Source organism: Thermomicrobiales bacterium, assembly GCA_023954495.1.
Classification (GTDB): domain Bacteria; phylum Chloroflexota; class Chloroflexia; order Thermomicrobiales; family CFX8; genus JAMLIA01.
The window spans coordinates 61,314-86,738 of record JAMLIA010000003.1 but is presented as its reverse complement, the minus strand read 5'-3'; the positions used below and the strand labels follow the sequence as shown (position 1 = coordinate 86,738).

Sequence of the window (25,425 nt, the reverse complement as noted above, 5' to 3'; positions counted from 1 at the left end):
GCCCGATCTATCCGCTCGATCCTGATCTGGAGTGGTCGCCGGAGTCCTGATCGTTTGAAGTGCATCTGGGATATGTCGCCGCAGCACAGATGGCGACGACATATCTCTACGGTCCAGTGCGTCCAGATCGCAGCAGGCGACGGACGTGTCGGAATTGTCACGACGCTGATAAACGCTCCGCGTTGGCGGGCATCGGTATACTGAAGCCCGATTCGCTGACCGGCGTTCGGCGGGCCTGTAGCTCAATGGCAGAGCAAGGGGCTCATAACCTCATGGTCGCAGGTTCGATTCCTGCCAGGCCCACATCGCCGACCGCTTGTACCCGCGTTCGGACGCGTGTACTATAGGTGTACGTACATACTTCGGAGGACAATGCCAGAGTCAGTCGAGATCGCCCGCACGATAGCCGAGCTCGCGTCGGACGCGCTGGCAACGAACATCACGGTCCTGGATATCGGCAAGATCTCTGTGATCGCGGACGTATTCGTTGTCTGCTCGGTCGACAATCCACGCCAGCTTCGCGCAGTGCAGGAAGACGTGACTGAAGGTCTGCAGGAGCAGGGGATTCGGCCAATTCGGGTCGAAGGAACGCACGAAACTGGTTGGGTGCTTCTCGACTATGGTGACGTGGTTGTGCACCTGTTTACTGAGGACCAACGCCAGTTTTACCGGCTTGAGGATGTCTGGTCCGAAGCGCCAAAGCTACTCGTGATTCAGTAGGTCGTGGGGTTCGCGTTGACGAAGAGGAAGCAGTGGGAATGGGTCGTACGGTATCACTCATCGCAGGTGTATCGGTCATCGTAGCCTTGGCCATTGGCGCGATCGTCGCTGCTCTGCTCCGCGTTCCGTCGTGGCGCGGCCTCCTGAATACCGCCACGCGACGCCAGGATCGAGCGCATCCGCGCTGGGAACTCCTCGCGCAGTAGGTCAGCGTTGCTCGCTGGCGTTCGTCTGAATCGGCCGACGGCGAGCGAGCCAGGTGATGATGCCAAGCAGCACGACTGCCATGAGCATCAGCACATAGAGCTTCGATTCGCGTGTCGGCAGCAGCAGCGCCGACGCGCCGAACACTGCCGTCAATGCGCAGAAGCAGCTCACAACCTGCGGTTGGGTCAGGCCCGCATCCAGCAATCGGTGATGCAGATGTCCGCGGTCGCGGATCACCGGCGATCGCCCGTGCATGACGCGGTAGATGATGACCCAGGCGGTATCGAGGATCGGGATCCCCATTGCCAGCAGCGTCGTCGCGATCTTCGCCCCACCGATCACACTGATTGTTGCCAGCGCAAACCCCAGGAACATCGCCCCGGAATCCCCCATGATGATCGACGATGGATGCCAGTTGTATGGCAGGAATCCGAGGATTGCCCCGGCGAGGGCAATTGCCAGCACAGAGATGGTGAACTGCGGGTCGCCGGCCGGTCGGAAGAACGTGTGCAAGAACAGGACGATACTGGAGACCAGCGCGATCGTACCGGCCAGCCCATCCAGACCATCTGACCAGTTGACAGCGTTCATCATGCCGACGATCCAGAAGATCGTGAACAGCACGGCGACTGCAATTGGCAGATGGACAGTCCCGATCCACGGCGCGTTGAACTGCTCAACAACGATGCCGTAGTCACCACCGCGCCAACGCGGCACGACAACAATCGCTGCTGCCGCGATCTGCAGCACGAGCTTCGGCATCGGGGCGATGCCAACGATGTCATCAAAGGCCATGATCGCAACGACGATCGTCGCGCCGACCAGTAGCAGGACAATGCGCTCAACTTCGATCTGGTAGCGGTTTACGGGCAGAGCGAACGAAATCCCGACCGCGACCATGAACCCGAGAAAGATGCCGATCCCGCCGATGCGCGGGAGCGGCGTGGTGTGCACTCGCATTGGGTCCGGCATGTCAAACAGCTTCGCGCGCAGTGCAAGCGCGCGAAGCTGCGGCACAACGAGGAACGTGACGCTGAACGCAGTGAGACCGACGAGCGCGGCGGTCAGCCAGTGCGGCATCAGCCCAAGCCCGCCAACGCCTGAGTTCTAGGCATCGGTCGCAACTCCCGGCAACGGATGGCTGGTTGCCAGCTCATGCACTGACTTGCCGATGCGTTCGATCAGCGCGTCGTCGTCCGGGTTATGCACGATCTCAGCAATCCATTGCCCAATGTTTTTCATGTCATCAACGCCAAAGCCACGCGTCGAAACCGCCGGCGTGCCGAGGCGAATACCGCTGGTCTGCATCGGCGGCCGCTTGTCGTTCGGGATCGCGTTCTTGTTGACAGTGATACCAGCAGCTTCCAGACGGCGCTCCGCCTTGCGGCCGCTAATGCCCGCCGCCGTCAGGTCGACAAGCATCAGATGATTGTCCGTGCCACCGGACACGACACGCAGTCCATGCTCCTGCACGGCCTCGCTGAGTGCGCGGGCGTTCGCTAACACGTGGTCAATGTACTCGCCGAAGGCCGGTTCCAGAGCCTCACCGAATGCAACTGCCTTGCCGGCGATGACGTGCATTAGCGGGCCGCCCTGCAGTCCCGGGAAGAGCGTCTTGTTGACCGGTCCGGCCAGATCGCCCTCGGCCATGATGAGTCCGCCGCGCGGACCACGCAGCGTCTTGTGCGTCGTTGAGGTCGTCAACTGGGCGTGGCCGATCGGCGTCGGGTGCTTGCCGGTGGCGACGATGCCGGCGATATGTGCGATGTCTGCCAGGACAAGTGCGCCGATCTCGTCGGCGATCTCACGGAACTTCGCGAAATCAATCGTTCGCGAGTAGGCGCTGGCACCGCAGACGATCATCTTCGGCTGCACACGATGCGCGACCTCACGGACGATGTCATAGTCAATCGTCTCGGAGTCCGGAGCAACGCCGTAGAAGTGCGCCTCGAAGATCGTGCCCGAGAAATTCACCGGCGAGCCGTGCGTCAGGTGTCCACCTTCAGAGAGGTTCATGCCCAGGATGCGGTCACCTGGCTTCAGCACCGAGAGATACGCTGCGAGGTTCGCGGACGCTCCGGAGTGCGGCTGAACGTTCGCGTGCTCAGCACCGAATAGCTTGCAGGCGCGCTCAATCGCCAGGTTCTCGGCCACGTCGACGAATTCGCAGCCGCCGTAATAGCGCTTGCCTGGTAACCCCTCAGCGTACTTGTTGGTCAGGACGCTCCCGACCGCCTGCATCACCGCTGCGCTAGTGAAATTCTCCGAAGCAATCAGCTCTATTGTCGACGATTGACGGCGTTCCTCATTTTGAATGACTTCGGCGATCTTGGGATCCGCCGTGGCCAGCGTACTTATGTCCACTCCAAACCACTGTCACCTTCTATTGCGACTACTCTACTGTTCGCACATCTGCCGGCTTTCGACCGAGCTTGCGTTCGGTTCCGTGTATGAGCCGGTCGATGTTTGCTCGGTGCCGGTACACGATGATCGCCGCAGCAACAACGCCGAACCCGACATAGGACCACGACACGACACCTGTTGCTGCCAGCAAGGCCATCAGAATCGGCGTTGCCAATGCTGCCAGCACCGACCCGAGTGATACGTATCTCGTCAAAGCAATTGGGATGACCATGACTGGAACGAGCGCAATGCTCCAGAGTGAGAGCGTCAACGCGGCACCCGCGCCGGTCGCGACGCCCTTGCCGCCTCGGAATCGCAGCCAGACCGGCCAGCAATGCCCCGCAATGACCGCGGCACCGCAGGCTGCCACCCACGCGTCGTCGAGTCCTGCCACGCGTGCAAGGATGACGGCGGCAACGCCCTTCAGAACGTCCACTATGGCGACGAAAATGCCCCACTTCGTACCGAGGGCGCGCTGCGCATTTGTAGCGCCTGTGCCACCGCTCCCGACGCTACGCAGGTCGACACCGGCAAGGAAGCGAGTGAGCACGTAGCCGGTCGGCAACGTGCCAATAAGGTATGCAGCAACCAGCACGAGCATTTGCATCATGCCCGGCTCCTAGTCTTCGTTTCGTCGGCCGCGGAACTGCAGCACAATCGGCGTACCATCAAACCGGTAGTAGTCGCGGATCTGATTCTCCAGATACCGTTCATAGGAAAAATGTACCGCGCGCGGGTCATTGCAGAAGAAGATGAAGCGCGGTGGATTCACGCCGCCTTGCGTCGCGTAATAGAACTTCAGCCACTTGCCGGCCTTGGATGGCGGCGGATGCTTGGCAACAGCATCGCGCACAAGGCGATTCAGCTCACCAGTGCTTATCCGCTTGACGCGCTCGCCGACGACATGCAGCGCGATCTCGATGATCTGGTTCACGCGCTGCCCGGTGATTGCTGACACGAACACGAGCGGAGACCACGGCGCGAAGTTGAAAAACTCGGCTGCCTTCTTCCGAAACTCGTCCATCGTCTTGTCGTCTTTCTTGACGATATCCCATTTGTTGACGACGATAACGAGTCCTTTGCCCTGCTCGACGACGTACCCGGCGATGTGCTGGTCCTGGGCCGTAAAGCCCTCGTCAGCGTCAATGACAACCAGCGCCACGTCTGCTCGATCGACGGCACGCTCGGATCGCAGGACGCTGTACTTTTCGATGCCGCTTTCGATGCGGCCGCGTCGGCGAATGCCGGCGGTGTCGATCAGCAACACGCGGTTACCGGCCCAATCGACGATGGTATCGATGGTATCTCTCGTGGTGCCGGGCATGTCAGCGACAATCGAGCGCTCAGAACCAATCAATGCATTGAGCAGCGCCGACTTGCCCACGTTCGGGCGTCCAACGATGGCGATAGCAGGAATGTCCGGCTCTTCTTCGACATCCTCAGCGCGCGGGAGTTGGCGGACAATGGCATCCAGCAGATCGCCCGTGCCGATGCCATGGAGCGACGAGAACGGGATCGGATCGCCGAGCGCCAGCTCGTAGAATTCATAGGCCAGCTCACGGCGCGACTCGTTCTCCGTCTTGTTGACACCAAGAATGACCGGCTTGCTCGACTGGCGGATCGTCTCGCCGACGTCAAGATCGGCCGCAGACAGCCCCGACTTGCCGTCGACCAGGAAGAGAATGACATCGGCCTCGTCGATCGCGATCCGTGCCTGCGACTGCGTGCGCTCGCCGATCTGGCGTGTCGTTAGCTGGCCAAGCTCGTCGTCGTCCTGGAGACCGCCAGTGTCGATAATCGAGAATTCAACGCCCAGCCACTCCGTATCGCCGTAGAGGCGATCGCGGGTAGTCCCGGGGACGTCAGACACGATCGAGCGACGTTCACCGACAAGGCGGTTGAACAGCGTCGATTTCCCGGTATTTGGCCGGCCAACGATCGCAACGAGTGGTTTCACGAAGAGAAATGCCTTTGGTCGAGCAGACGAAGCGCCATCAGCTCAATTCTATCAGCGACCTGATGGTACGGGCCGAAATGAGAAAGGACCCGAGCGACGAGTGCTCGGGTCCTTGAATGTCAGAGTCTTGACGCTATGACGCTGCGACTTCGACGAATCGATCGATTGGTTCTCGACCGGTCATCTCGGTGGCGGCGAGCAGGAGCTGGCCCTCCAGCGCGGAGTCGACCTTGCCGAGGTCGTAGCCGCCGATGATCCCTACCTCGCGCAGACGCGCATTGAGTTGCGCCGGGGCTTCGGTCGAGCGAACGGTGAACTCGTTGAAGAACTGTCCATCGTTCAGCAGCTCGAACTTTCCGGTCGCCGTCAGCTGCGACGCCAGGTAGTGCGCGTTCTGATAGCACAGTGTAGCGATCTGCTTCAGCCCCTGCGGACCGATCGTCGACAGATAGACTGCCGCCGCGAGCGCCATCAGGCCCTGATTCGTGCAGATGTTACTGGTCGCCTTTTCGCGCCGGATGTGCTGCTCACGCGTCTGCAACGCCAGTACAAATCCGCGCTTGCCTTCAGTGTCGTAGGCAATGCCAGCGAGGCGGCCCGGCATCTGACGCACGAGCTTGCTGCGCGTCGCCAGCAGGCCGACAACCGGCCCACCAAACGACTGCGCGTTGCCGAGCGGCTGGCCCTCGCCGGTGACGACATCAGCACCGAACTCACCCGGCGGCTTCAGCAGCCCCAGAGCGGTCGGATACGTCGAAACAACGAGGTTGCCACCAACGCTGTGCGCCTTCTCAGCCATCGCAGCGATGTCTTCGATCGTGCCGAAGAAGTTGGGATACTGCACAACAATGCAGGCAAGGTTCTCGTCGAGATATTCGTCGAACGCAGATGCGCTCGTCGCCAGTCCGTCTGTCGGAACTGGCAGCTCGACGATCTCCAGCCCGAGACCACCGGTGTACGTCCGCACCACCTCGCGGTAGTTTGGATGGACAGTACCGGCCAGCACAATGCGTGTGCGCTTGCGTGGCAGCGACACCGTCAGCAGCGCGCCCTCGGCGAGTGCCGTAGCACCGTCGTACAGCGACGCGTTCGACACTTCCATGCCGGTGAGGTTGGCAATCATCGTCTGATACTCGTAGATCGCCTGCAGCGTGCCCTGCGCGACTTCTGGCTGGTACGGAGTGTAGGCAGTGTAGAACTCGCCGCGGAACAGAATCTGCTGCACCGCCGCCGGCACGTAATGCGAATACAGACCGGCTCCGAGGAAGCTCGGATGCTCGATCGTGTTCAGGTTCTTCGCAGCGAGCTCGCTCAGACGCCGGAACGCTTCCTGTTCGGAAAGAGTTCGCGGAAGATCCAGCGTCGGAAAGCGCACGTCTTCAGGGATCGCGGAAAACAGGGATTCGATATTCGCAGCCCCGACGGCTGCTAACATCGCCTCGCGATCTTCGTTGGTATGCGGATTAAAGGTCATCCCATCCTCCGGCCGGTGCCATGCTGGCTCCCGGCATGATCACTGACTAGTGGCCGCCCGATTCGGCGACGAGCTTCGAGTACGCGCCCGAGTCCATCAGCTCTTCGAGCTGGCTGGGGTCGCTGATTCGAATCTTGACCAGCCATGCATCGTCGTACGGGGAGGAATTGACAAGCTCTGGCGCATCGATGACGTTGCTGTTCTCCTCGACGATCTCACCGCTGACCGGCGAGTACACATCCGAGGCGGCCTTAACCGACTCAACGACGCCGAGCGGATCGGCCTTGTTGATCGACTGACCAACTGGAGGAAGCTCCAGATAGGTGATGTCACCGAGCTCGGCCTGCGCGAAATCGCTGATGCCAATCGTCACCACGTCGCCTTCGACCTTGACCCACTCGTGTGTTTTGGTGAACTTGTAATCCTTGGGAATGTCCATGTACCGTCCTCCCAACCTCGTCTATGCCGTGCACACTCGCACGGCACCCCGGGACCCCTACCTACGCGCCGCGCTTGTAGAACGGCATCTTCATCTGCTCGGCCTTCACGGCCTTGCCGCGAATCATAATATCCAATGGCTTGCCTGCACCGGCATATGCCTTGTCAATGATCGCCAAACCGATGTTCTCGCCAAGTGTCGGCGATGCAGTACCACTTGTCACGTAACCGACCTGCTTGCCATCAACCTGGACTTCGTAGTGCGAGCGCGGCACGCCGCCGCGTTCTACCATTTTGAAGCCCACAGTGCGACGGTTGATTCCTTGCTCGCGCGCTGCAACAAGTGCATCCCGCCCGACGAAATCGTCGCGGTCGAGCTTGACGGCCCAGCCAAGTCCCGCGTCATATGGGTTCGTCTCGTCGTCCATTTCATTGCCATAGAGTGGCATCCGTGCCTCGAGCCGAAGTGTGTCACGGGCACCGAGACCAATCGGCTTGATACCGAGGTCGTCACCGGCAGACATCAGCGCGTCCCAAACAGTCGCGCATTGATCGACCGGGAAGTAGAATTCCCAGCCATCCTCGCCGGTATAGCCAGTCCGCCCCGCCAGGCACTCGACTCCGGCAATCGTCGTCTCGCGCATGGAAAAGTGGGACATGTCATTCAGGTCAACCGATGAAAGCTTGGTGACAATCTCAGCAGCGTTGGGCCCCTGAATCGCGATCATCCCGGTTGATTCGGAGATGTGGTTGACGTTGACGTCCAGGTCGTCGCGCTTTGCCGCCTGCTCCTGCAGCCAGGCAACGTCCTTGTCGGTGTTGGATGCATTGATAACGACGAAGTAACCGACGCCGCTGGGGTGCCGGTAGATGATGATGTCGTCGATCACACCACCGTTCGGATTCAGCATCAGCGAGTAGATGGCCGCCCCAGGCTCGAGTCCGCTGATGTCGTTGGATCCGATATAGTTCAGAAACGCCAGTGCATCGTTGCCGGTAACTTCCACCTGACCCATGTGTCCAAGGTCAAAGAGGCCGGCAGTAGACCGAACAGTCTTGTGCTCCTCGATGATGCCTGAATACTGGACCGGCATGTACCAACCGGCAAAGTCGACCATCCGCGCGCCAAGCTGCTCATGCTTCTCGGCCAGCGCTGTCCGCTTCATCGCGCCCCTCCACACTCATGACACGAACAATCACGCCGAGTCACTCTACCACTCCGGCGAACGATCTATCGTGACTTCGCGCGCTATGTTAGCGCGCGTTCCAACGCCATCTTCCCGACGACCCCATTGACAGTAACCGGATACATTCCGGTCAGGCACGCCGAGCAGAACTGATCGCTCGGCTGACCAATCGCTTTGAACAACCCTTCTTCAGAAAGGTAACCAAGAGAGTCAGCGTTGATCTCCCGCTTGATTTCGTCGATGGTCATGTTCGCGGCAATCAGCTCTTCGCGCGTCGCCATGTCGACACCGAGATAGCATGGCCACATAACCGGCGGGGCATGAACACGCATGTGGACCTCCGTCGCCCCCGCCTCACGAATCAGGTTCACGATTGGCCGGCTCGTCGTGCCTCGCACAATCGTATCGTCAACGAGTACAACCCGCTTCCCGGCAACCACTTCCGGCAACGCATTGAACTTCAGCTTGACGCCGACCTCGCGCAAGCGCTGGTCGGGTTGGATGAACGTACGACCAATATATCGATTCTTGATCAGTCCCTCGGAGTACGGAATGCCCGACTCCCGCGCGAAGCCAAGCGCTGCCGGTGTGGCAGAGTCGGGAATGCCAACAACCACATCGGCATCCACCGGCTGTTCGCGCGCCAACTCGGCACCCATGCGCTGGCGCACGAGATAGAGTCGCTCACCGCGCATCATCGAGTCAGGCCGCGCAAAATAGATCAATTCAAAGACGCACAGCTTGCTACGACGGAGACGGTCGATCGACGTCGACTGGATGCCGTTTGCGCTGATGCTGACGATTTCGCCGGGTTCGACTTCACGCTCAAACCGCGCGCCAACCGTAGCAAGCGCGCACGTTTCCGACGCAACCACCCAGCCATCATCGAGGCGACCAAGGCAGAGCGGCCGAATGCCATTCGGATCGCGCACGGCAACGATGCGCGTGGGCGTCAGGATCGCAAGGCTGAATGCGCCTTCCAGACGAGGAAGCGCGACAGAGAGCTTTTCGAGGATAGTCGAGCCGGGGCTACGAGCGATGAGATGCGTCATCACCTCGGAGTCGGTCGATGTCTGAAGGCGGACGCCGTCCGCGACCAGCTCATCGTGGAGCGCCGTTGCGTTCACGATGTTGCCGTTGTGAGCGACGACGATGGTGCCGAGATCGCTCTCTGCCGCCATCGGGCCGGCGTTCTCCGGCATCGTCGATCCGGTCGTGGAGTAGCGCGTATGTCCAACCGCCATCTGACCGGGCAGAAACCGCAGGTCGGATTCAGAGAACGCATTAGCTACCAGCCCGAGCCGCTTGCGCAGCCGAACCTCGCCATCATGCGAGACAGCGATGCCTGCACTCTCCTGCCCGCGATGTTGCAGCGCGAATAGCCCAAAGAAGGTCATGCGTGCGACATCTGCGCCGGGTGCGTAGACGCCGAAGATTCCGCATTCCTCGGCCGGCTTGTCGTCGTGTAGGTACATTTGCCGTCTACCCGTCTGTCTCACGCTTCCGCACGCCGCGACGATCTACACTCCGCTGTCTGATCGATCGAACCCGCTGGACCACTGATTTTTCAATTCACCAAGCGAAATCGTGTCAGTTCCGCCAATTGCCAGATCGCTGCCGCCAGTCACTCCCAGCTTGACCGCCCCGACTCCAGCGCTTGCAGCGCGCTCCTGCAACGCTGCAGCATCGCCGGGATCAATTGCAACAATCACGCGCGAAGCTGATTCCCCAAAGTACGTTCGCGCGAGGCTACCGTCGTTCGCATCGACGAGCGTATCCAGATCGAGCGTCGCACCGACTCCGTTGCCGAACAACATCTCAGCGACAGCGACCAGCAGGCCGCCTTCGGACGTGTCGTGCGCGGCCTGTGCTACGCCGTCCTGAATCAGGCTGCGTGTCAGCGACTGGACGTTCGCCTCAAGCTCAAGATCCAGCGGTGGCGGCGCACCAGCCGTCTTGCCATGGACGGCCGCCAAATACTCAGAACCACCGAGTACGGCTGTCTGACTTCCGACCAGCCACAACTCCTGACCTTCGCCAGCCGACATGCCGACGTGCTTACTGATGTCGTCCAGCAGACCAACGACGCCGATCGTCGGCGTCGGCAGAATGGCCTCGTCGCCCGATTCGTTGTACAGGCTGACGTTGCCGCTGACTACCGGCGTGCCGAGCGCACTAGCCACCTCGGCCATTCCGAGGATTGCCTGCTGGAGCTGGAAGTAGCCTTCCGGCTTCTCCGGTGACCCGAAGTTCAGGCAGTTCGTCAGCGCAATTGGGGTCGCACCGACGCAGGAAACGTTGCGCGCGGCTTCGGCCACCGCATGCTTTCCGCCCAGATGTGGATCGAGATACACGTAGCGCGGGTTGCAGTCGGTCTTGACCGCCAAACCGATCGACGTGCCCTTGACGCGAACAACCGCCGCATCCGCAGCCATCGGTGGGACGACGGTATTCGACAGGATCGTGTGATCGTAGGTGCTGACGACCGAGCGCCGCGAGCAGATGTTCGGGCTCGCCAGCAGGACGCCGAGCGTTCGCAGGACGGCATCAGCGGTCAGGTTATCCCACGGCGAGACGTCAGTGGCCCGATCTGCTGCGATGCGCGCCGACTCAAACCCATCGCGGACATAGGTCGGGCACTCGTCAGTGTAGTAGGTAGCCGGGACATCGGCCACGACTTCGCCACCGTCCAGAATGCGGACGCTACCATCGGGTGTCACCGTGCCGATCACATCCGAGTGCAGATCCCAGCGCTCGAAGATCTCGACGAGCGCAGACAAAGAGTCTGGCTCGACGATGATGAGCATGCGTTCCTGGCTCTCGGAAAGCATGACCTCGTACGCCGTCATGGCTTCTTCGCGCCGACTGACCTTCTGAACGTCGATCTCGACACCCAGCCCGCCCTTGCTGGCGACCTCAACTGCCGATGATGTCAGCCCAGCCGCGCCGAGATCCTGCATCGCAACGACGCCCGGAACCTCCAGCGCTTCGAGGCACGCCTCCAGCAACAGCTTTTCCAGAAATGGGTTACCGACCTGGACGACGCCACGATGCGACTCTTCCGGGTTCTCAACCGACGCGAACGTCGCGCCGTGGATACCGTCGCGGCCTGTGTCCGCCCCGACAAGCACTACCAGATTGCCGACGCCGGACGCAGTCGCGCGCATGATCTTGTCGTGCTGGACAATGCCAACACACATCGCATTGACCAACGGATTGCCGTTGTAGCGCTCATCGAAAAAGATGTCGCCGGAAACGGTTGGAATCCCGAGGCAATTCCCGTAGCCACCGATGCCACCGACAACGCCGCCGAACAGGTACTGATTGCGCGGAACATCGAGCGGCCCGAAGCGAAGGGAGTTCAGCAATGCGATTGGGCGCGCACCCATCGTGAAGATGTCACGTACGATGCCGCCCACTCCGGTTGCCGCACCCTCGTACGGCTCGACAGCGGACGGATGATTGTGCGACTCGATCTTGAAGACAACGGCGAGGTTCTCGCCGATGTCGACAGCACCGGCGTTTTCACCGGGTCCCTGCAGCACGCGATCACCCTCAGTCGGGAAATGCTTCAACAGCGGTCGCGAGTTCTTGTAGCCGCAGTGCTCGCTCCACATTGCGCCAAACATGCCGAGCTCAACTTCACTCGGCGCGCGTCCGAGCAACTCGACGACCTGGTCGTATTCGGCGCGGGTCAACGCGACCTCGCGCAATACCTCGTCTGTGACAGTCACACTCACGCTCGCACCGCCTGCAACACTGACTGGCGCGCGGCGCGCAGGACGCGAAGCCCGTCCTCGCCACCAACGCCAAGATCGTAGGCGCGCTCGGGGTGCGGCATCAGGCCAACGACATTGCCGCGGACGTTCGATACACCGGCGATGTGATCGACCGATGCGTTGGGATTGTGGTCGTCATGCACTTCGCCACGCGCGTCCGAATACCGAAAGACAATCTGATCGTTCTTGATCAGGTCATCGTACTGCTCCGGCGTGACGAAATAGCGACCCTGTCCGTGCGCAATCGGCAGGCGCAGCACAGAACCGGGATCGATGTCGGCGGTGAATGGTGTCCGGTCCGTCTCGACGCGCACATGGACCCATGTGCAGACAAAGTGCAGGCTACCGTTGCGCAGCAAGGCACCGGGCAGCAGGTGCGCCTCGGTCAGAATCTGGAAGCCGTTGCAGATCCCGAGAACCGGCCCACCCTGGTTGGCGAAGTCGCTGACGGCATCCATGATTGGCGAGAATCGAGCAATCGCGCCGGCACGCAGGTAGTCGCCGTATGAGAAGCCGCCGGGAATCAGCAGCGCGTCGACATGATCGACCGAGCGGTCCTTATGCCAGATCGGCACGACCTCGTCACCGAGGCCAAGCTCAACGGCGGACAACGCGTCGTGGTCCCCGTTTGAGCCAGGGAAAATCACGACCCCGAAACGCATCACATACTCCCTAATGGTCGGCGAGTGCCGTCAACTTGACGCGGAACGTTTCCATGACCGGATTTGCCAGCAACTGTTCGCACATTCGGGCGACCTCGGCTTCGGCCTCATCCATCGAGGTGGCGCTCACAGTCAGGCGCAGGTACTTACCTGCCCGAACACTTTCGACGCCGGTGTAGCCGAGGGAATGAAGGCCGGCACGAATCGACAAACCTTCCGGGTCATTTACAACCGGCTTCAGGGAAATGAACACTTCGGCCAGGTAGGAATGGCTGAGCGTCGATTCCACAGTATCTGTCACAACACTCACGCTGTCGGGAACTCCAATCCTGTCAGGCGCTCGTACGCGGTTCGATAGCGGCGAGTCGTCGCCTCAATAACTTCTGGCGGTAGCGGCGGGGCAGGCGGTGTCTTCTTCCAGCCCGACTGCTCGAGCCAGTCACGAATCGGCTGCTTGTCGAGGCTGTCCTGCGATCGACCCGGCTCGTAGATGCCCGCATCCCAGAAGCGGGACGAGTCCGGCGTCAGCATTTCGTCGATCACGATCAGCTGCCTGTCGATCAAGCCAAACTCGAACTTGGTATCAGCGATGAGGATGCCCTCCTGGCGCGCCTTGCGTTCCGCAAACGTGTAGAGCGCCATCGAGGCATCGCGTAATCGCCGGGCGATGTCCTTGCCGACGCGTCGTTCGACTTCCGCGAAGGTAATGTTTTCGTCGTGGCCATCATCGACTTTGGCTGCAGGCGTGAAGATCGGATGCGGCAGCGCAGAGCTCTCAACGAGCCCCTCCGGCAGCTGCTCTCCGCAGACGGTTCGGGACCGCTGATACTCAACCCAGCCCGATCCGGCTAGGTAGCCACGCACGACGCACTCTATATCAATGCGCTCGGCTTTACGAACCAGCATGAAGCGATCTCGAAGGACCTCCCGATACGGTTGCACGGCCTCGGGCAGATCTTCAACGTTGGTTGACAACAAATGGTTTGGCGCGATGGCGTCTGTCTGGCGGAACCACCAGGACGACAGCATCGTCAGCACGCGGCCCTTGTCCGGAATCGCGTCCGGCAGAATGACATCGAACGCCGAGACGCGATCCGAAGCAACCATCAGGAGCTGGTCGCCAAGGTCGTAGGTGTCTCGCACCTTGCCGCTACGGAACTTGCGCAGCGACGGGATCGAGATCTCGCGGAGTGGTGTCGTCATGACGCCTCTCCCACCGCTGTAGTTGCCGACTCCAGCAACCCTACCCGCTCGAACGCTCGGTCGATATGCTGGAGGTGATAGCCGTAATCAAAAAGATCGTCGATCTCGTCTGATGATAACTTTGACGCAACTTCCGGCTCATTTTTGAGATAGTCCCGCAGGTGGCCGCCTTCATCCCAGGCGCGCATCGCGTTGCGCTGGATGATCTTGTACGCAACCTGCCGATCAAGTCCGGCGGCAACAAGCGCGAGCATGGCGCGTTGCGAGAAGATCGCGCCGCCGGTCGCGTCAAGGTTCTGTTGCATACGCGCCGGATAGACGACCCAGTTACTGACCAGATCTGTGAAGAGATGCAGCATGTAATCGACGACGATGAACGCATCGGGGAAGATGACTCGCTCAGCCGAAGAGTTCGAGATGTCTCGCTCATGCCAGAGGACGACGTTCTCCAGCCCGGTCACAGCGTAACCGCGCACGAGTCGCGCTAGCCCGCTCAGACGTTCGCTTTCGTGCGGGTTGCGCTTGTGCGGCATGGCAGATGAGCCCTGATTGCCGGGGTCGAACGCTTCTTCCAGCTCACGGACCTCGGTCCGCGCCAGATGGCGAATCTCGACAGCAAACTTATCGAGCGATGACGCAAGCAACGCCAACGCGGAAATGACCTCGGCGTGGCGGTCGCGCTGAATGATCTGCGTTGACACGGGCGCGACGGCGAGATTGAGCTCGGCGCAGACATCGTCCTCGACGTCTGGCGGGACGTTGGCATGCGTCCCAACTGCGCCGCTGATCTTGCCAACCCGGATAGATTCGCGAGCGGCTACCAGGCGCGCGCGATTGCGCCGCAACTCGTCGTACCAGACCGTGAGCTTGAATCCGAAGGTGATTGGCTCGGCATGCACACCGTGTGTGCGGCCGATCATCAATGTGGTCCGATGTTCTAGCGCCTGCCGCCCGACAGCCTCAATGGCTTCATCAACACGAGTGAGGATCTGGTTGAGCGCGTCGACCGTCTGCATTGCCATGGCGGTGTCAATGACATCGGAGCTCGTCAGGCCAAGATGGATGAATCGCGATGCCTCGCCGACCGTCTCGCCGGTCGCGCGCAAGAACGCGATGACGTCGTGATCCGTCTCACGTTCGATCTCTTTCATCCGCTCGACATCGCAGGACGCCTGGCGAATGGCAGGCATCGCGTCTTCGGGAATCACCCCGCGACGTGCCCACGCCTCGCAAACTGCCTTTTCAACCGCTAGCCAGCGATCGATCTTGTGTTGGTCACTCCAGATCGCGCCCATTTCGGGCAGCGTATAGCGTTCGATCACGCGCGCGTGCCGTACCCTCTCTGCCGTATCCAATCGACATCATTTTGGTAGGTGTGAAGAAGAACCGGGGTGGATGTGCATCCCGGCCAAAAGAGGATCGGTTCCTGACTGGTTTGATCGCTCATGCAACTCCGCGGCAGCCGATCGGCCAGTACGTTGAGTATATCGTACGTTCGGCCTTCCCGTCCGCGTGCGTCTTGCCCGTCATTCCGGCGACGAGTATAGTGGTCGTGGAACGCGCGCCGTGACTATCGATTTGATGTCGTAGCGCCTGGCCTCACGTGGAGGCGTGAGGTGACGAGGAGAAGGCCTCATCGAACCATTCGGCGGATGGCCTTCCGGGTAGCACACCCGCAGGAGCGTCGGAAACCGGCAGAGTGATTTGCCGAACAAGCGACGACCGTGTGCAGTTTGAGAGCCGTAGCTGGTTCTCGACCTTTTCTGTCGCGCTTCCAATGACATTTTCACCTTGCAGATCGAACCCACCCGCATTGGCGGACGGGTCGAAGGGATGCGCGCATGTGCGGAATTTTCGGTTACGTCGGCGTTGAGGCAGACACGGGCGACATGGTGCTCCGAGCTCTGAAGCGGCTGGAGTATCGCGGCTACGACTCGTGGGGCGTTGCTGTCGGCGTCAATGGCCACATCGAGATCGAGAAGCATGTCGGCAAAATCGGCACGGCAAATATCGATCTCCCAGCGTCTGATATTGGTTTCGGCCACACCCGCTGGGCCACGCACGGCGGCGTGAACCACGCCAACGCTCACCCGATACCCGACTCAACCGGCCGCATCGCGGTCATCCACAACGGCATCATTGAGAACTTCCGGTCGCTGCGCGCGATGCTCACTGACGACGGCTATTGCTTCGTCGGCGACACTGACACCGAAGTTGTCGCCTACCTGGTCAGCAAGGCGCTCGGTGAGTCTGACTCGCCAGAAGCAGTCCGCGCGGCGGTTGCCAGTGCGTTCCTGCAGCTGCGTGGTCTCAACGCCATCATCATTCTTGATCGTCAATCACGGACGTTGACCGCCGTGAAGCATGTGTCGCCGCTGGTCGTCGGGCGCAATGGGAGCGGGTCGTTCATCGCGTCCGACACGTTGGCTCTTGCCGGCCACGCAGACACGGTCTCCTACCTGGAGGACTACCAGCTCGTCCAGCTCTGCCAGAACGAGATCGTATCGATGGACGTGCGCGACGGCAGCCCGGTGGCGCTGGACTCGACGGACATCCCGTTCGATGAGGGCTCAGCAGATCTGGGCGGCTACCCGCATTTCATGTTGAAAGAGATGAATGAGCAGCCCGGCGTTATCGAGCACATCGCGCGCGACAAAGTTGACGACATCCATCAGCTTGCAGCGATGATTCGCGAGTCATACGGCACGTTCCTTGTTGGCTGCGGCACAGCCTCGTATGCGGCACTGACCGGCAGCTATCTCTTTTCGCGTATCGCACATCGGCACGTCAATTTCGTGGTCGGCAGCGAGTTCGAATACCAGGAGCACTTCCTCACCGACCGCTCGCTCGTGGTGGCCCTGTCGCAGTCTGGCGAGACCGTCGACGTGATCGAGCCGGTTCTCGCGGCACGGAAGCGCGGCGCGAAGATCGTCGCGCTCGTCAACGTCAAGGGCTCAACTCTCGACCGCATCGCGGATTTCACGGTTCACCTGGACGCCGGTCCCGAGCAGTGCGTGTTGTCGACAAAGGCTTATACAGCCAAAGTCGCGACGCTGCTCCTGACCGCACACGTTCTGAATGGCTCCGAGCACGTCGGGCGAGATCTACTCTGGCGCGCGGTCGACGGCGTTCGTACCGCACTGACGCCAAGTTATGTCGACCGAGTGATTGAGGTCGCCGACCGGATCAATGACCGCGGCCATATGTTCGTCATCGGGCGTGGCGTTTCCTACCCGACCGCGCTCGAAGCGGCGTTGAAGATCAAAGAGGTCTCCTACCTTCACGCAGAAGGATTTGCCGGTGGCGAGCTCAAGCATGGCGTCATTGCGTTGATTGAAGATGGCACGCCCTGCATTGTCTACTCACCGCTCGATGAGACGCGCACTGACATCATCTCCGGCGCGATGGAGCTCAAGGCGCGTGGTGGTCTCATCATTGGTATCTCACCGGAAGATGATGAGGTGTTCGACATCCACCTGCCGATGGAAGACGTCGGAGACGCCGCTCCGCTTGTCATGGCACCACCGGCGCAGATGCTCGGCTACCAGCTCGCGCTGCGACGCGGTTGCGATCCTGACAAGCCGCGCAATCTGGCCAAGAGTGTGACCGTGAAATGACCGCGCTTTTCGTCGATACCCATGTGCACCTCGATCTGCCGGAGTTCGATGACGATCGACAGGCAGTCATCGATCGAGCCATACGCGCCGGTGTCGGAGCCTTTGTGCTCATTGGCTTCAACCCTGAGCGCTGGGAATCGACGGCAGGACTTTTGCGGCAACATTCCAACATGGTGCGCGCGGTCGGGCTCCATCCGAACAACGCAGACATCTGGGCTGAGAGCCTGCTTCCTGCGATTGAGCGGGAGGCACAGGTTACAGGAACCGTTGCTATCGGTGAGATCGGGCTGGATTACTACCGCGATCACGCCGAACCAGCCATACAACGTGCTGCATTCACGGCTCAGGTCCGCCTCGCTCGCGAACTGGACCTGCCGGTCGTGATTCACCAGCGTGAAGCCGAGGCCGATGTACTTGAGATCATTGCTCAGGAAGGACCTGTTCGAGGCGTCATGCACTGCTTCTCGGGCGATGCTGCGTTCGCTCAATCGTGCCTGGATCTTGGCCTGATGCTTGGCATTGGCGGGGTCGCCACCTATAAGCGATCCGACGCAATCCGGGATGCAATCAGGCGCACGCCAATGGAACGTCTTATGCTGGAGACGGACGCTCCGTATCTCGCGCCGCAGAGCCGACGAGGTCGTCGCAATGAGTCATCTCTGATGATCGATGCAGCGGAGACTGTTGCAACCGTGAAAGCTGTCGAGATTGCACACGTGGCGGCGGCAACAACTGACAACGCCATTCGTCTCTTCGGCGATGCACTCACGGCGGCTGTAGAGCACGGAAAGTCGATGACAACGTGCGAGTCATAGTAGCGACAAACAACGCTGGAAAGCTCGCCGAACTCCGCGAGCTGCTTCCAGCATCAATTGATCTGCTATCCATGGCCGAAGCGGGACTCGATTCGCCGCCAGAAGACGGCTCGACGTTTGCAGAAAATGCGCTGATCAAAGCACGCCACGCAGCCCCGAACGCAGACGCAGCAATCGCTGATGACTCGGGGCTCGTTGTCGATGCACTGGATGGAGCGCCCGGAGTCCGATCAGCCCGCTTTGCCGGCGAAGACGCAACGGATGAAGAGAACAACGTCGAGCTTCTGCGCCGAATGACGAATGCCAGCGGTGTTCAACGGACGGCGCGATTCGTATCTGCCGCAGCGTTCGTCTCTCGAAACGGAGACGAAGTCGTCGTCGAGGGACAAGTTCAGGGCGTGATCCTTGAACGGCCTCGTGGCACGGGCGGCTTTGGGTATGACCCGCTGTTCGAAATTCAGGATCCTGGCGCACCAGATGCTTCCGGCAAGACGCTTGCCGAACTCACCATTGCTGAAAAGAACGATATTTCCCATCGGGGCCGGGCTGTGCGCGCGCTCGTAGCAACGTTGCAGGAGCGCCAACTCATCGACGACAGTCCCCGATGATCGCATAGGAGTATGTACGAGTGACCGACACGACGATGAGAGATGCCGGATCACGAACATCGCGGCCGAACTGGCGTGGACCTGATGCCCTGCCACTGATCTCACTGTCAGGTACCTCCGGGAAATCCACGATTGGGTGGATGCTGACCAGGGTATTTGGCCTTGCCGGGTGGCCGTCGGCGCAGTGGTTGTCGTCGGGTGTGTACGTCGATGGCGAGCTGCAGGAAGGCGAGCTGGGGCCGTGGTCGCGCGTTCTCCTCGCCGCACGCTATGGCGAGCTTCGGGTCGTTTTGCAGGAAATGACCGCCGAGACCGTCATCGGAGCCGGTCTGCCCCCGCGCACCTACCCTATCGGGGTGCTAACAACGCTGTGCGGCAACAACGAGTCGTGCTTGTTGTCGGAGGAAGCCAGTCGTGAGCGCAGAGCGCTGGACATTGTCATCGCGTCAATGCGCAATGACGGTCTGCTTATCGTCAACGCTGACGACTACGACATCACCAATGCTGCTATGAACGCCGAGTGTGAGATCCTGCCCTATGCGCTGCATGCCGACAACCCGCTGCTCCAGCGGCATCTGGCAGACGGCGGCAGAGCTTGCTGGGTGGCCGGAGGCAACATCGTCGTTGGAGATCAGCGCGACCAGACGATCATCCTCGATCATCTTACGATCCCTGCCACACTGCAGGGAACACTTCTGTATCAGATTCAGAACCTGATGGCAGCAGTTTCGGCAGCCGTTGCAGTTGGCATTGATCCACTTCTGATTCGGTCTGCGCTAGCTGACTTTGCTACTGATCCCGCAGAGCAGCCCGGCGCGACCAACGTCCTCAAGTACAACGGCGCGATGGTTATCGTTGATTCACCTGAGCTCGTCGCAAGCTTGCGGCAGATCACCCGTAGTATTCGCCACATCCCCCACCGTCGCACGCTGGTCATCTGCGGCAGTCTCCCGCGGTTGTCAGCCGCAGAGCTGCCCGAAGCCGGACGCATCCTGGGTGGCATCCATGGCGTGGCGATGCTGCACGGCGATCACGATGAATCGTCGCGCATGTCGATCATCAAAGCAGGCATCGCTAGCGCGACCGTCCCGCCGATTCTGATGAACGCACCGAACGAGGAGAGAGCCGTCGACCACGTGCTGAACACGATCGGCCCTGACGACATAGCGCTCGTCCTGGCCGATGATGCGAATGTCGCACTGTCGCACCTGTGGCCGGCACCAGTCATCAGCGTAACCTCTCACCGACGAAAGAGTGGTACATGAGCGTAGACGAGGCACCCGGAGTTTTCGATTTCCACACCCACACGTTCTACTCGGACGGCGTCCTGTCGCCAATGGAGCAGGCACGCCGCGCGGCGATGAATGGCTATTCCGTGCTGGGTATGACGGATCACACGGGCGTCGGTGGCGTGCCGCGCCTGATCGAAGACCTGCGTCGCGATCGCGAAATCATCGAGCGCTACTGGCCACTCAAGGTCATCATCGGAGTCGAGCTGACCCACGTGCCGGCCGAGGCGATCGGCAAAGCAGCGCGGTTTGCGCGCGACTCCGGCGCGGAAATCGTCGTTGTTCATGGCGAGACCCCGGTCGAGCCGGTACCCGAGGGTACCAATCACGCTTCGATTGAGTGCGGGTACGTCGACGTCCTCGCCCACCCAGGGATGCTGACCAACGAAGATGCAGCGCTGGCTGCCGAACGCGGCGTGCTGCTGGAAGTCAGCGCCCGCCGAGGGCACTCGCTCACCAACGGGCACGTCGTGCGGTGCGCCGAACGTGCAGGCGCTCGACTGATCGTCAACAGCGACGCGCACGAACCGTCCGACCTCCTGTCGATCGGGTTCCAACAGCGAGTCGCTCGCGGTGCCGGCATTCAGGAAGCCAACCTCGCGACGGTCCTGCGCGAGAATCCACGCTGGCTTCTGGAGCGTGTCCTCGCTCGCCGAAGCCAGGGCTCGGCGTAGTGGTAAAGAGCTACTGGGATATGTCGCACAAGACTTTGAGGTCAGAGAAGCTCTCAGGCTAGCGTCGTGCTGCGCGGGTCGCTTCCGGCTCGACAACTGTCGCTCGTACCTTGTCGGCACCCATCGTTTCGCACAGCGCTTCGGCCAGATCAGGGCACCAATCAACGTGAATCCGCGAACGCAGCACGGTCGTGCCAGTGCCGGTCTCGATTTCGATCATGACGGCATCATCGCCAGGGAACTCGCGCAGCAGTCGCGCCACATGCTCCATCGTCTCGAGGTCCTGTGGACGGTCCTTGGCGGACGAAAGTCGAATCCAGACAAACGTCTTCGGTGCCGGAGTGACTGGCTCAGCGGACGGCTCATAGGGCGAGACATCTTCGGCGATGATCTGAATGCTGTCGTTGCGTGAGTCGGCTCGACCGCGAATGACGAGGATCTGATCTTCAACACAAAGAGATCCATGTCGATCGAATGTCTCGGGAAACAGAACCACTTCAACTGACCCGGTGAGATCTTCCATCTGCGCGACCGCCATGGTCTTGTTCGTTCGCGTGGTCATCTTGCGAACCCCGGCCACAATTGCCAGGATCTTCACGTTCTGCCCTGCGATCTCGGGATCGAGCTCGCCTATCGCCTGATACTGCTCACCGCGTTCCCGAACTTCAGCAATCACATCGGTCAATGGATGTTCGCTTAGATACGTGCCCAGGTACTCCTTTTCCCAGGCAAGCAGCTGCTTCTTGGGCAGCGCGGGCACATTGGAGGCCGCGATCGTCGCGGTTGGAGGCTCTTCCATCAGTGCGCCGAACAGGCCCATCTGCCCACGATCGCGTGCTTTCTGGGTCCGCTGCGCTGACGACATCGCTGAGTCGAGACGAGCCAATAGATCAGCTCGCTCACCAAGACAGTCCAGAGCTCCCCCACGAATGAGGCTCTCCATGACACGCTTGTTCAGGAAGTTGTAGTCAACAGCATCACAGAGTGCTTCTAATGAGGTGAACTCAGCGTTTGGCTGTTCGCCTCGCACGCGGCAAATCTCATCAACGGCTGCTTCGCCAACGTTCTTGACGATCGACAGGCCGAAGCGGATAGCCTGCTGGCCGTTGTCGAGCACCTCAACGTTGAAGTTCACGCCACTGTGGTTGATGTCCGGTCCGAGAACCGGAATGCCGAGCTTGGCGCACTCCGCAACCGCTGCAGCAACCCGCGCAGCCGAACCGGACGGATGGCTGGGAGCAAGCCGGAGGACGGCGGTCATGTACTCGGCTGGATAGTTCGACTTCAGGTACGCGGTTTGATACGCGATCGTGCCGTAGCAGACTGCGTGCGCCTTGTTGAACGCATATCCGGCGAACGGCTCAATCAGGTCGAAGATCTTGTCCGCGTCGGCGGCCGTGTAGCCCTTCTCAATCGACCCGGAGCGGAAACGCTCCCGCTCAGCGCGCATCTTCTCAGCGATCTTCTTGCCCATCGCCTTGCGCATGATGTCCGCTTCGCCGAGTGTGTAGCCCGCGAAGCGCTGGGCGATGAGCAGCACCTGATCCTGATAGACAATCACGCCATACGTCTCGTCAAGAATCTCGGCGAGGTCGGGATGCGGATAGCGAATCTCCTGCTCACCGTGCTTGGTCTGGCAAAAGGTTGGGATATGTTGCATCGGCCCTGGTCGATAGAGCGCGACCATGGCCGAGAGCTCGGCGACTGACTCGGGGCGCAGGTCTCTGATAGCCCGGCGCATACCGGCGCTCTCGAGCTGAAAGACGCCAAACGTCTCACCAGCCCCGAGCAGCTCATAAGTTGGCGCGTCCCCATCCGGAAACGCCTTTGGGTCAAGCGACTCGCCACGCGTCTGCTTGATGATTTCCACCGCCTCGCCGAGGATTGTCAGGTTGGCGAGACCAAGGAAGTCCATCTTCAGCAGGCCGATGGCGGCAACGTTCTCCATCGTGAACTGCGTTGTGGGCAGCGCGTTTTCATCGCCCCGAGCCGGTCGCTGCAACGGCACGTGCTCGACGAGCGGCTCAGCGCTAATGACGACACCGGCAGCGTGGGTACCCGCGTGTCGTGAAATGCCTTCAAGATGCTGAGCGGTCTCGATCATCTTTCGGACCCGCTCGTCTTCTTCAGCAAGCGTGCGCAGCTCGCTACTCTCGACAAGCGCGCGCTCCAGCGTCATGCCGAGCGTCGTCGGGATGAGCCGGGCTACACGGTCGACGTCAATGGGCGACCAGCCCATCGCGCGCCCGACGTCGCGAATGGACGCTTTCGCCCCCATCGTCCCGAACGTGATGATCTGGGCAACGCGGTCGTGCCCGTACTTTTGTGCGACGTAGTCGATCACTTCCTGGCGGCGATTGTCGGCAAAATCCATGTCGATGTCCGGCATCTCGCGCCGCTCGATGTTCAGGAAGCGCTCGAACACCAGCCGGTTGACAATCGGGTCGATATCGGTGATGCCGAGCGTGTACAGAACGATGCTGGCCGCTGCCGAACCACGCACTCCAAACGGGATCTGCCGATCTCGAGCGAACTGGGCAAAGTCGCGGACGATGAGCATGTAGCTGGCGAAGCCAGTCTGCTCAATCACCCACAACTCATATTCAAGCCGCTGACGAACTTCGTCCGTTATGTCATGGTAGCGCTCAGCAAGTCCGCGCCAGCACAGATCAGAGAGATGCTGCTGCGGAGTGACGCCCTCGGGGATGCCGGGGTCCGGCAGAAGGAGTCGGTCGAAATCGAGTTGCAAATCACAGCGCTCAGCGATTCGCCACGTATTCTCCAGCGCTTCCGGCAAATCGCCAAACAGGCGTTTCATCTCCTGCGGGGACTTGAAGTAGAGCTGATCGGACTCCATCTTCATACGCTTCGGGTCGTCGATGGTCGCGTTCGTCTGAATGCAGACCAGCACGTCCTGCATCGCCGCGTCTTCCTGATTGACGTAGTGCACGTCATTCGACGCAACGAGCGGCAAACCCATGCGCTTTGACAGGTCAATCAGCTGTCGGTTGACACGCTGCTGCTCGGGCATGCCATGGTCCTGAACCTCGAGGAAGAAACGATCGCTGCCAAATATGTCGGCCAGCGACGCTGCCATGCGCTCGGCTTCGGAGTCCTTCGCTTCAAGATAATTGTTGGCGACCGGCCCACCAAGACAGGCAGAGGTGCAGATCAATCCATCACTTAGCTCGTTGAGGAGATCCAGGTCGATCCGCGGGCGATAATAAAAGCCATCGATGCTTGCCTTGCTGGAAAGCTTCAGCAGATTCCGATAGCCCTTCTCGTTTTCGGCCAGCAGCAATAAATGAAAATTCTGCCGCGTCTGGCGGTCAGACATGCTGCCCGGCGCGAGGTACGCCTCGACGCCGATGATCGGCGTGAGGTCGTGGCTCTTTGCGGCCCGATACCAGTCGAGCGCGCCATACATCACACCGTGATCAGTGAGGGCGATGTGGCTCATGCCGTACTCGGTCGCCTTGGCCATGTAGTCGTTAATGCGGCCCAGCCCATCGAGCAACGAGAACTCAGTGTGCAAGTGCAGATGGGTAAACGACGACATGAAACCCTCCATCGGGCCCGTGTAGCGACATCAGGTCACTTGCGGGCCTTCATCCGGACTGTACGTACACTGACGACAGGATACGCGAGGTGCCGTCGTGGGACAACTGGACGGCACCGCTACCTCGCGTGAAGAAGCACCCGCTATGCGGCAACCACTGCGCCAGCGTGCGTCACGGCCGGGGTCGTGTACGACGCCCGCTGAGCCTGGCGTACCAGTAGAGAAATCATACGCCGAACATCGTCGCGAACCTCATCCGGCACGCTGCCGTCCTGCAGCAGGCCAGAACCTCAGAGAGCACCGGCTCGTTCGCAAACAGACTCTCGATCCGGCCAGGCATAAATCCGGCAGAGGCCAGCAACGCGTCGCGCTCGCTCTCCTCCAGCGCCATTGCGTCGCCGAGCTTCAGCACAGCATCGCGAGTCGGCATCCGATTGCCACTCTCAAGTCGGCTCACATACGAGTGATCAAAGCCTGCCGCTTCAGCAAGGCGACTCTGTGAAAGACGTCGGCGATCGCGCATATCGCGCAGAAGACCCGCGAACCCACTCGACTGACGGACAGGTGCTCCGTTGAGGTCATCCATTGCGTGCTCCTCGATCATCCAATTTGCACGGTGGCCTCGCCTCGCCCGAGGTCCGTTGCCTCTGAACGAACACACCGTTCGTTCGTAGTGCCAAGACTAACATGCAATTGACACGTGGTCAAGAGGATACCAGAGAATCCACATCTATCGACATTGATGCAGTATTGCGCCACCATCACGACGCTGATGAGTGTCTCGTTGTGGATGAGCCGGGAAACGTACGCAAGTGCGTTCTGCGTTACCATCC

General features: G+C 60.5%; 22 protein-coding genes and 1 tRNA gene. 8 read left to right on the top strand and 15 right to left on the bottom strand.

All coding sequences use genetic code 11. The features are described from left to right. Positions 1–231: 231 nt before the first annotated feature. The 3 genes from M9890_01225 (at position 232) to M9890_01215 (ending at position 926) form a co-directional block, all read left to right on the top strand. Positions 232–303, top strand: a tRNA-Ile gene (locus M9890_01225). 69 nt (positions 304–372) lie between these two features. Next, positions 373–720, top strand: coding sequence for a ribosome silencing factor (gene rsfS / locus M9890_01220; GenBank protein ID MCO5175584.1), 348 nt, complete (start codon positions 373–375; stop codon positions 718–720). Positions 721–758: 38 nt separating this feature from the next. Continuing rightward, positions 759–926, top strand: a complete 168-nt coding sequence (locus M9890_01215) for a hypothetical protein (GenBank protein MCO5175583.1) — start codon at positions 759–761, stop codon at positions 924–926. Position 927: 1 nt separating this feature from the next. Here M9890_01215 and M9890_01210 read toward each other — a convergent pair whose 3' ends face one another. The 13 genes from M9890_01210 to purB all read right to left on the bottom strand — a co-directional run bounded on the left by M9890_01210 (position 928) and on the right by purB (position 15,352). Next, positions 928–2,007 carry an undecaprenyl/decaprenyl-phosphate alpha-N-acetylglucosaminyl 1-phosphate transferase gene (locus tag M9890_01210; protein ID MCO5175582.1) on the bottom strand — a complete coding sequence of 360 codons (1,080 nt, stop codon included), beginning with the start codon at positions 2,005–2,007 and terminating at the stop codon, positions 928–930. A 27-nt stretch (positions 2,008–2,034) separates the two neighbouring features. After that, positions 2,035–3,285 carry a serine hydroxymethyltransferase gene (locus M9890_01205; protein ID MCO5175581.1) on the bottom strand — a complete coding sequence of 417 codons (1,251 nt, stop codon included), beginning with the start codon at positions 3,283–3,285 and terminating at the stop codon, positions 2,035–2,037. A 34-nt stretch (positions 3,286–3,319) separates the two neighbouring features. Beyond that, entirely contained in the window at positions 3,320–3,940 is a 621-nt protein-coding gene (gene plsY, locus M9890_01200; GenBank protein ID MCO5175580.1) for a glycerol-3-phosphate 1-O-acyltransferase PlsY, read from the bottom strand. Positions 3,941–3,949: 9 nt separating this feature from the next. Beyond that, positions 3,950–5,287, bottom strand: a complete 1,338-nt coding sequence (gene der / locus M9890_01195; GenBank protein ID MCO5175579.1) for a ribosome biogenesis GTPase Der — start codon at positions 5,285–5,287, stop codon at positions 3,950–3,952. Between the two features lie 133 nt (positions 5,288–5,420). Next, a complete protein-coding gene (gene gcvPA / locus M9890_01190) occupies positions 5,421–6,761 on the bottom strand; it encodes an aminomethyl-transferring glycine dehydrogenase subunit GcvPA (GenBank protein MCO5175578.1) in 1,341 nt (446 codons plus the stop codon). Between the two features lie 46 nt (positions 6,762–6,807). Next, entirely contained in the window at positions 6,808–7,200 is a 393-nt protein-coding gene (gene gcvH / locus M9890_01185; GenBank protein MCO5175577.1) for a glycine cleavage system protein GcvH, read from the bottom strand. A gap of 61 nt (positions 7,201–7,261) precedes the next feature. Then, the gene (gcvT, locus tag M9890_01180) at positions 7,262–8,365 is read right to left on the bottom strand and encodes a glycine cleavage system aminomethyltransferase GcvT (protein ID MCO5175576.1); all 1,104 of its coding nucleotides are present in this window, start codon (positions 8,363–8,365) and stop codon (positions 7,262–7,264) included. An 83-nt stretch (positions 8,366–8,448) separates the two neighbouring features. Further along, positions 8,449–9,861, bottom strand: coding sequence for an amidophosphoribosyltransferase (purF, locus tag M9890_01175; protein ID MCO5175575.1), 1,413 nt, complete (start codon positions 9,859–9,861; stop codon positions 8,449–8,451). Between the two features lie 45 nt (positions 9,862–9,906). After that, positions 9,907–12,126, bottom strand: coding sequence for a phosphoribosylformylglycinamidine synthase subunit PurL (gene purL, locus M9890_01170; GenBank protein ID MCO5175574.1), 2,220 nt, complete (start codon positions 12,124–12,126; stop codon positions 9,907–9,909). Then, positions 12,123–12,827, bottom strand: a complete 705-nt coding sequence (gene purQ / locus M9890_01165; protein ID MCO5175573.1) for a phosphoribosylformylglycinamidine synthase subunit PurQ — start codon at positions 12,825–12,827, stop codon at positions 12,123–12,125. Before purQ ends, purL begins: the two co-directional genes overlap by 4 nt. A gap of 10 nt (positions 12,828–12,837) precedes the next feature. Further along, a complete protein-coding gene (gene purS / locus M9890_01160; protein MCO5175572.1) occupies positions 12,838–13,116 on the bottom strand; it encodes a phosphoribosylformylglycinamidine synthase subunit PurS in 279 nt (92 codons plus the stop codon). 17 nt (positions 13,117–13,133) lie between these two features. After that, positions 13,134–14,030 (bottom strand): phosphoribosylaminoimidazolesuccinocarboxamide synthase, encoded by an 897-nt coding sequence (locus M9890_01155; GenBank protein ID MCO5175571.1) that lies wholly within the window; start codon positions 14,028–14,030, stop codon positions 13,134–13,136. Continuing rightward, on the bottom strand, positions 14,027–15,352 hold the full coding sequence (purB, locus tag M9890_01150; protein MCO5175570.1) for an adenylosuccinate lyase: 1,326 nt from the start codon (positions 15,350–15,352) through the stop codon (positions 14,027–14,029). The genes M9890_01155 and purB overlap by 4 nt, the downstream gene beginning before the upstream one ends. A gap of 519 nt (positions 15,353–15,871) precedes the next feature. Between purB and glmS the strand changes: the two genes are divergently transcribed. The 5 genes from glmS (at position 15,872) to M9890_01125 (ending at position 21,033) form a co-directional block, all read left to right on the top strand. Further along, positions 15,872–17,647: a glutamine--fructose-6-phosphate transaminase (isomerizing) gene (gene glmS / locus M9890_01145; protein MCO5175569.1), complete on the top strand. Its 1,776-nt coding sequence runs from the start codon at positions 15,872–15,874 to the stop codon at positions 17,645–17,647. Beyond that, positions 17,644–18,462: a TatD family hydrolase gene (locus M9890_01140; GenBank protein ID MCO5175568.1), complete on the top strand. Its 819-nt coding sequence runs from the start codon at positions 17,644–17,646 to the stop codon at positions 18,460–18,462. The genes glmS and M9890_01140 overlap by 4 nt, the downstream gene beginning before the upstream one ends. Beyond that, positions 18,450–19,070 (top strand): RdgB/HAM1 family non-canonical purine NTP pyrophosphatase, encoded by a 621-nt coding sequence (gene rdgB / locus M9890_01135; protein MCO5175567.1) that lies wholly within the window; start codon positions 18,450–18,452, stop codon positions 19,068–19,070. The genes M9890_01140 and rdgB overlap by 13 nt, the downstream gene beginning before the upstream one ends. Positions 19,071–19,210: 140 nt before the next feature. Further along, positions 19,211–20,335 (top strand): hypothetical protein, encoded by a 1,125-nt coding sequence (locus M9890_01130; protein MCO5175566.1) that lies wholly within the window; start codon positions 19,211–19,213, stop codon positions 20,333–20,335. Next, a complete protein-coding gene (locus tag M9890_01125; protein ID MCO5175565.1) occupies positions 20,332–21,033 on the top strand; it encodes a histidinol phosphate phosphatase domain-containing protein in 702 nt (233 codons plus the stop codon). Before M9890_01130 ends, M9890_01125 begins: the two co-directional genes overlap by 4 nt. Positions 21,034–21,091: 58 nt before the next feature. On the opposite strand, the gene M9890_01120 is transcribed toward M9890_01125, so the two are convergent. Together M9890_01120 and M9890_01115 are read right to left on the bottom strand one after the other, a co-directional pair. Next, a complete protein-coding gene (locus M9890_01120) occupies positions 21,092–24,592 on the bottom strand; it encodes a DNA polymerase III subunit alpha (GenBank protein ID MCO5175564.1) in 3,501 nt (1,166 codons plus the stop codon). A 226-nt stretch (positions 24,593–24,818) separates the two neighbouring features. Beyond that, positions 24,819–25,178: a helix-turn-helix domain-containing protein gene (locus M9890_01115; GenBank protein ID MCO5175563.1), complete on the bottom strand. Its 360-nt coding sequence runs from the start codon at positions 25,176–25,178 to the stop codon at positions 24,819–24,821. Positions 25,179–25,425 lie beyond the last annotated feature (247 nt).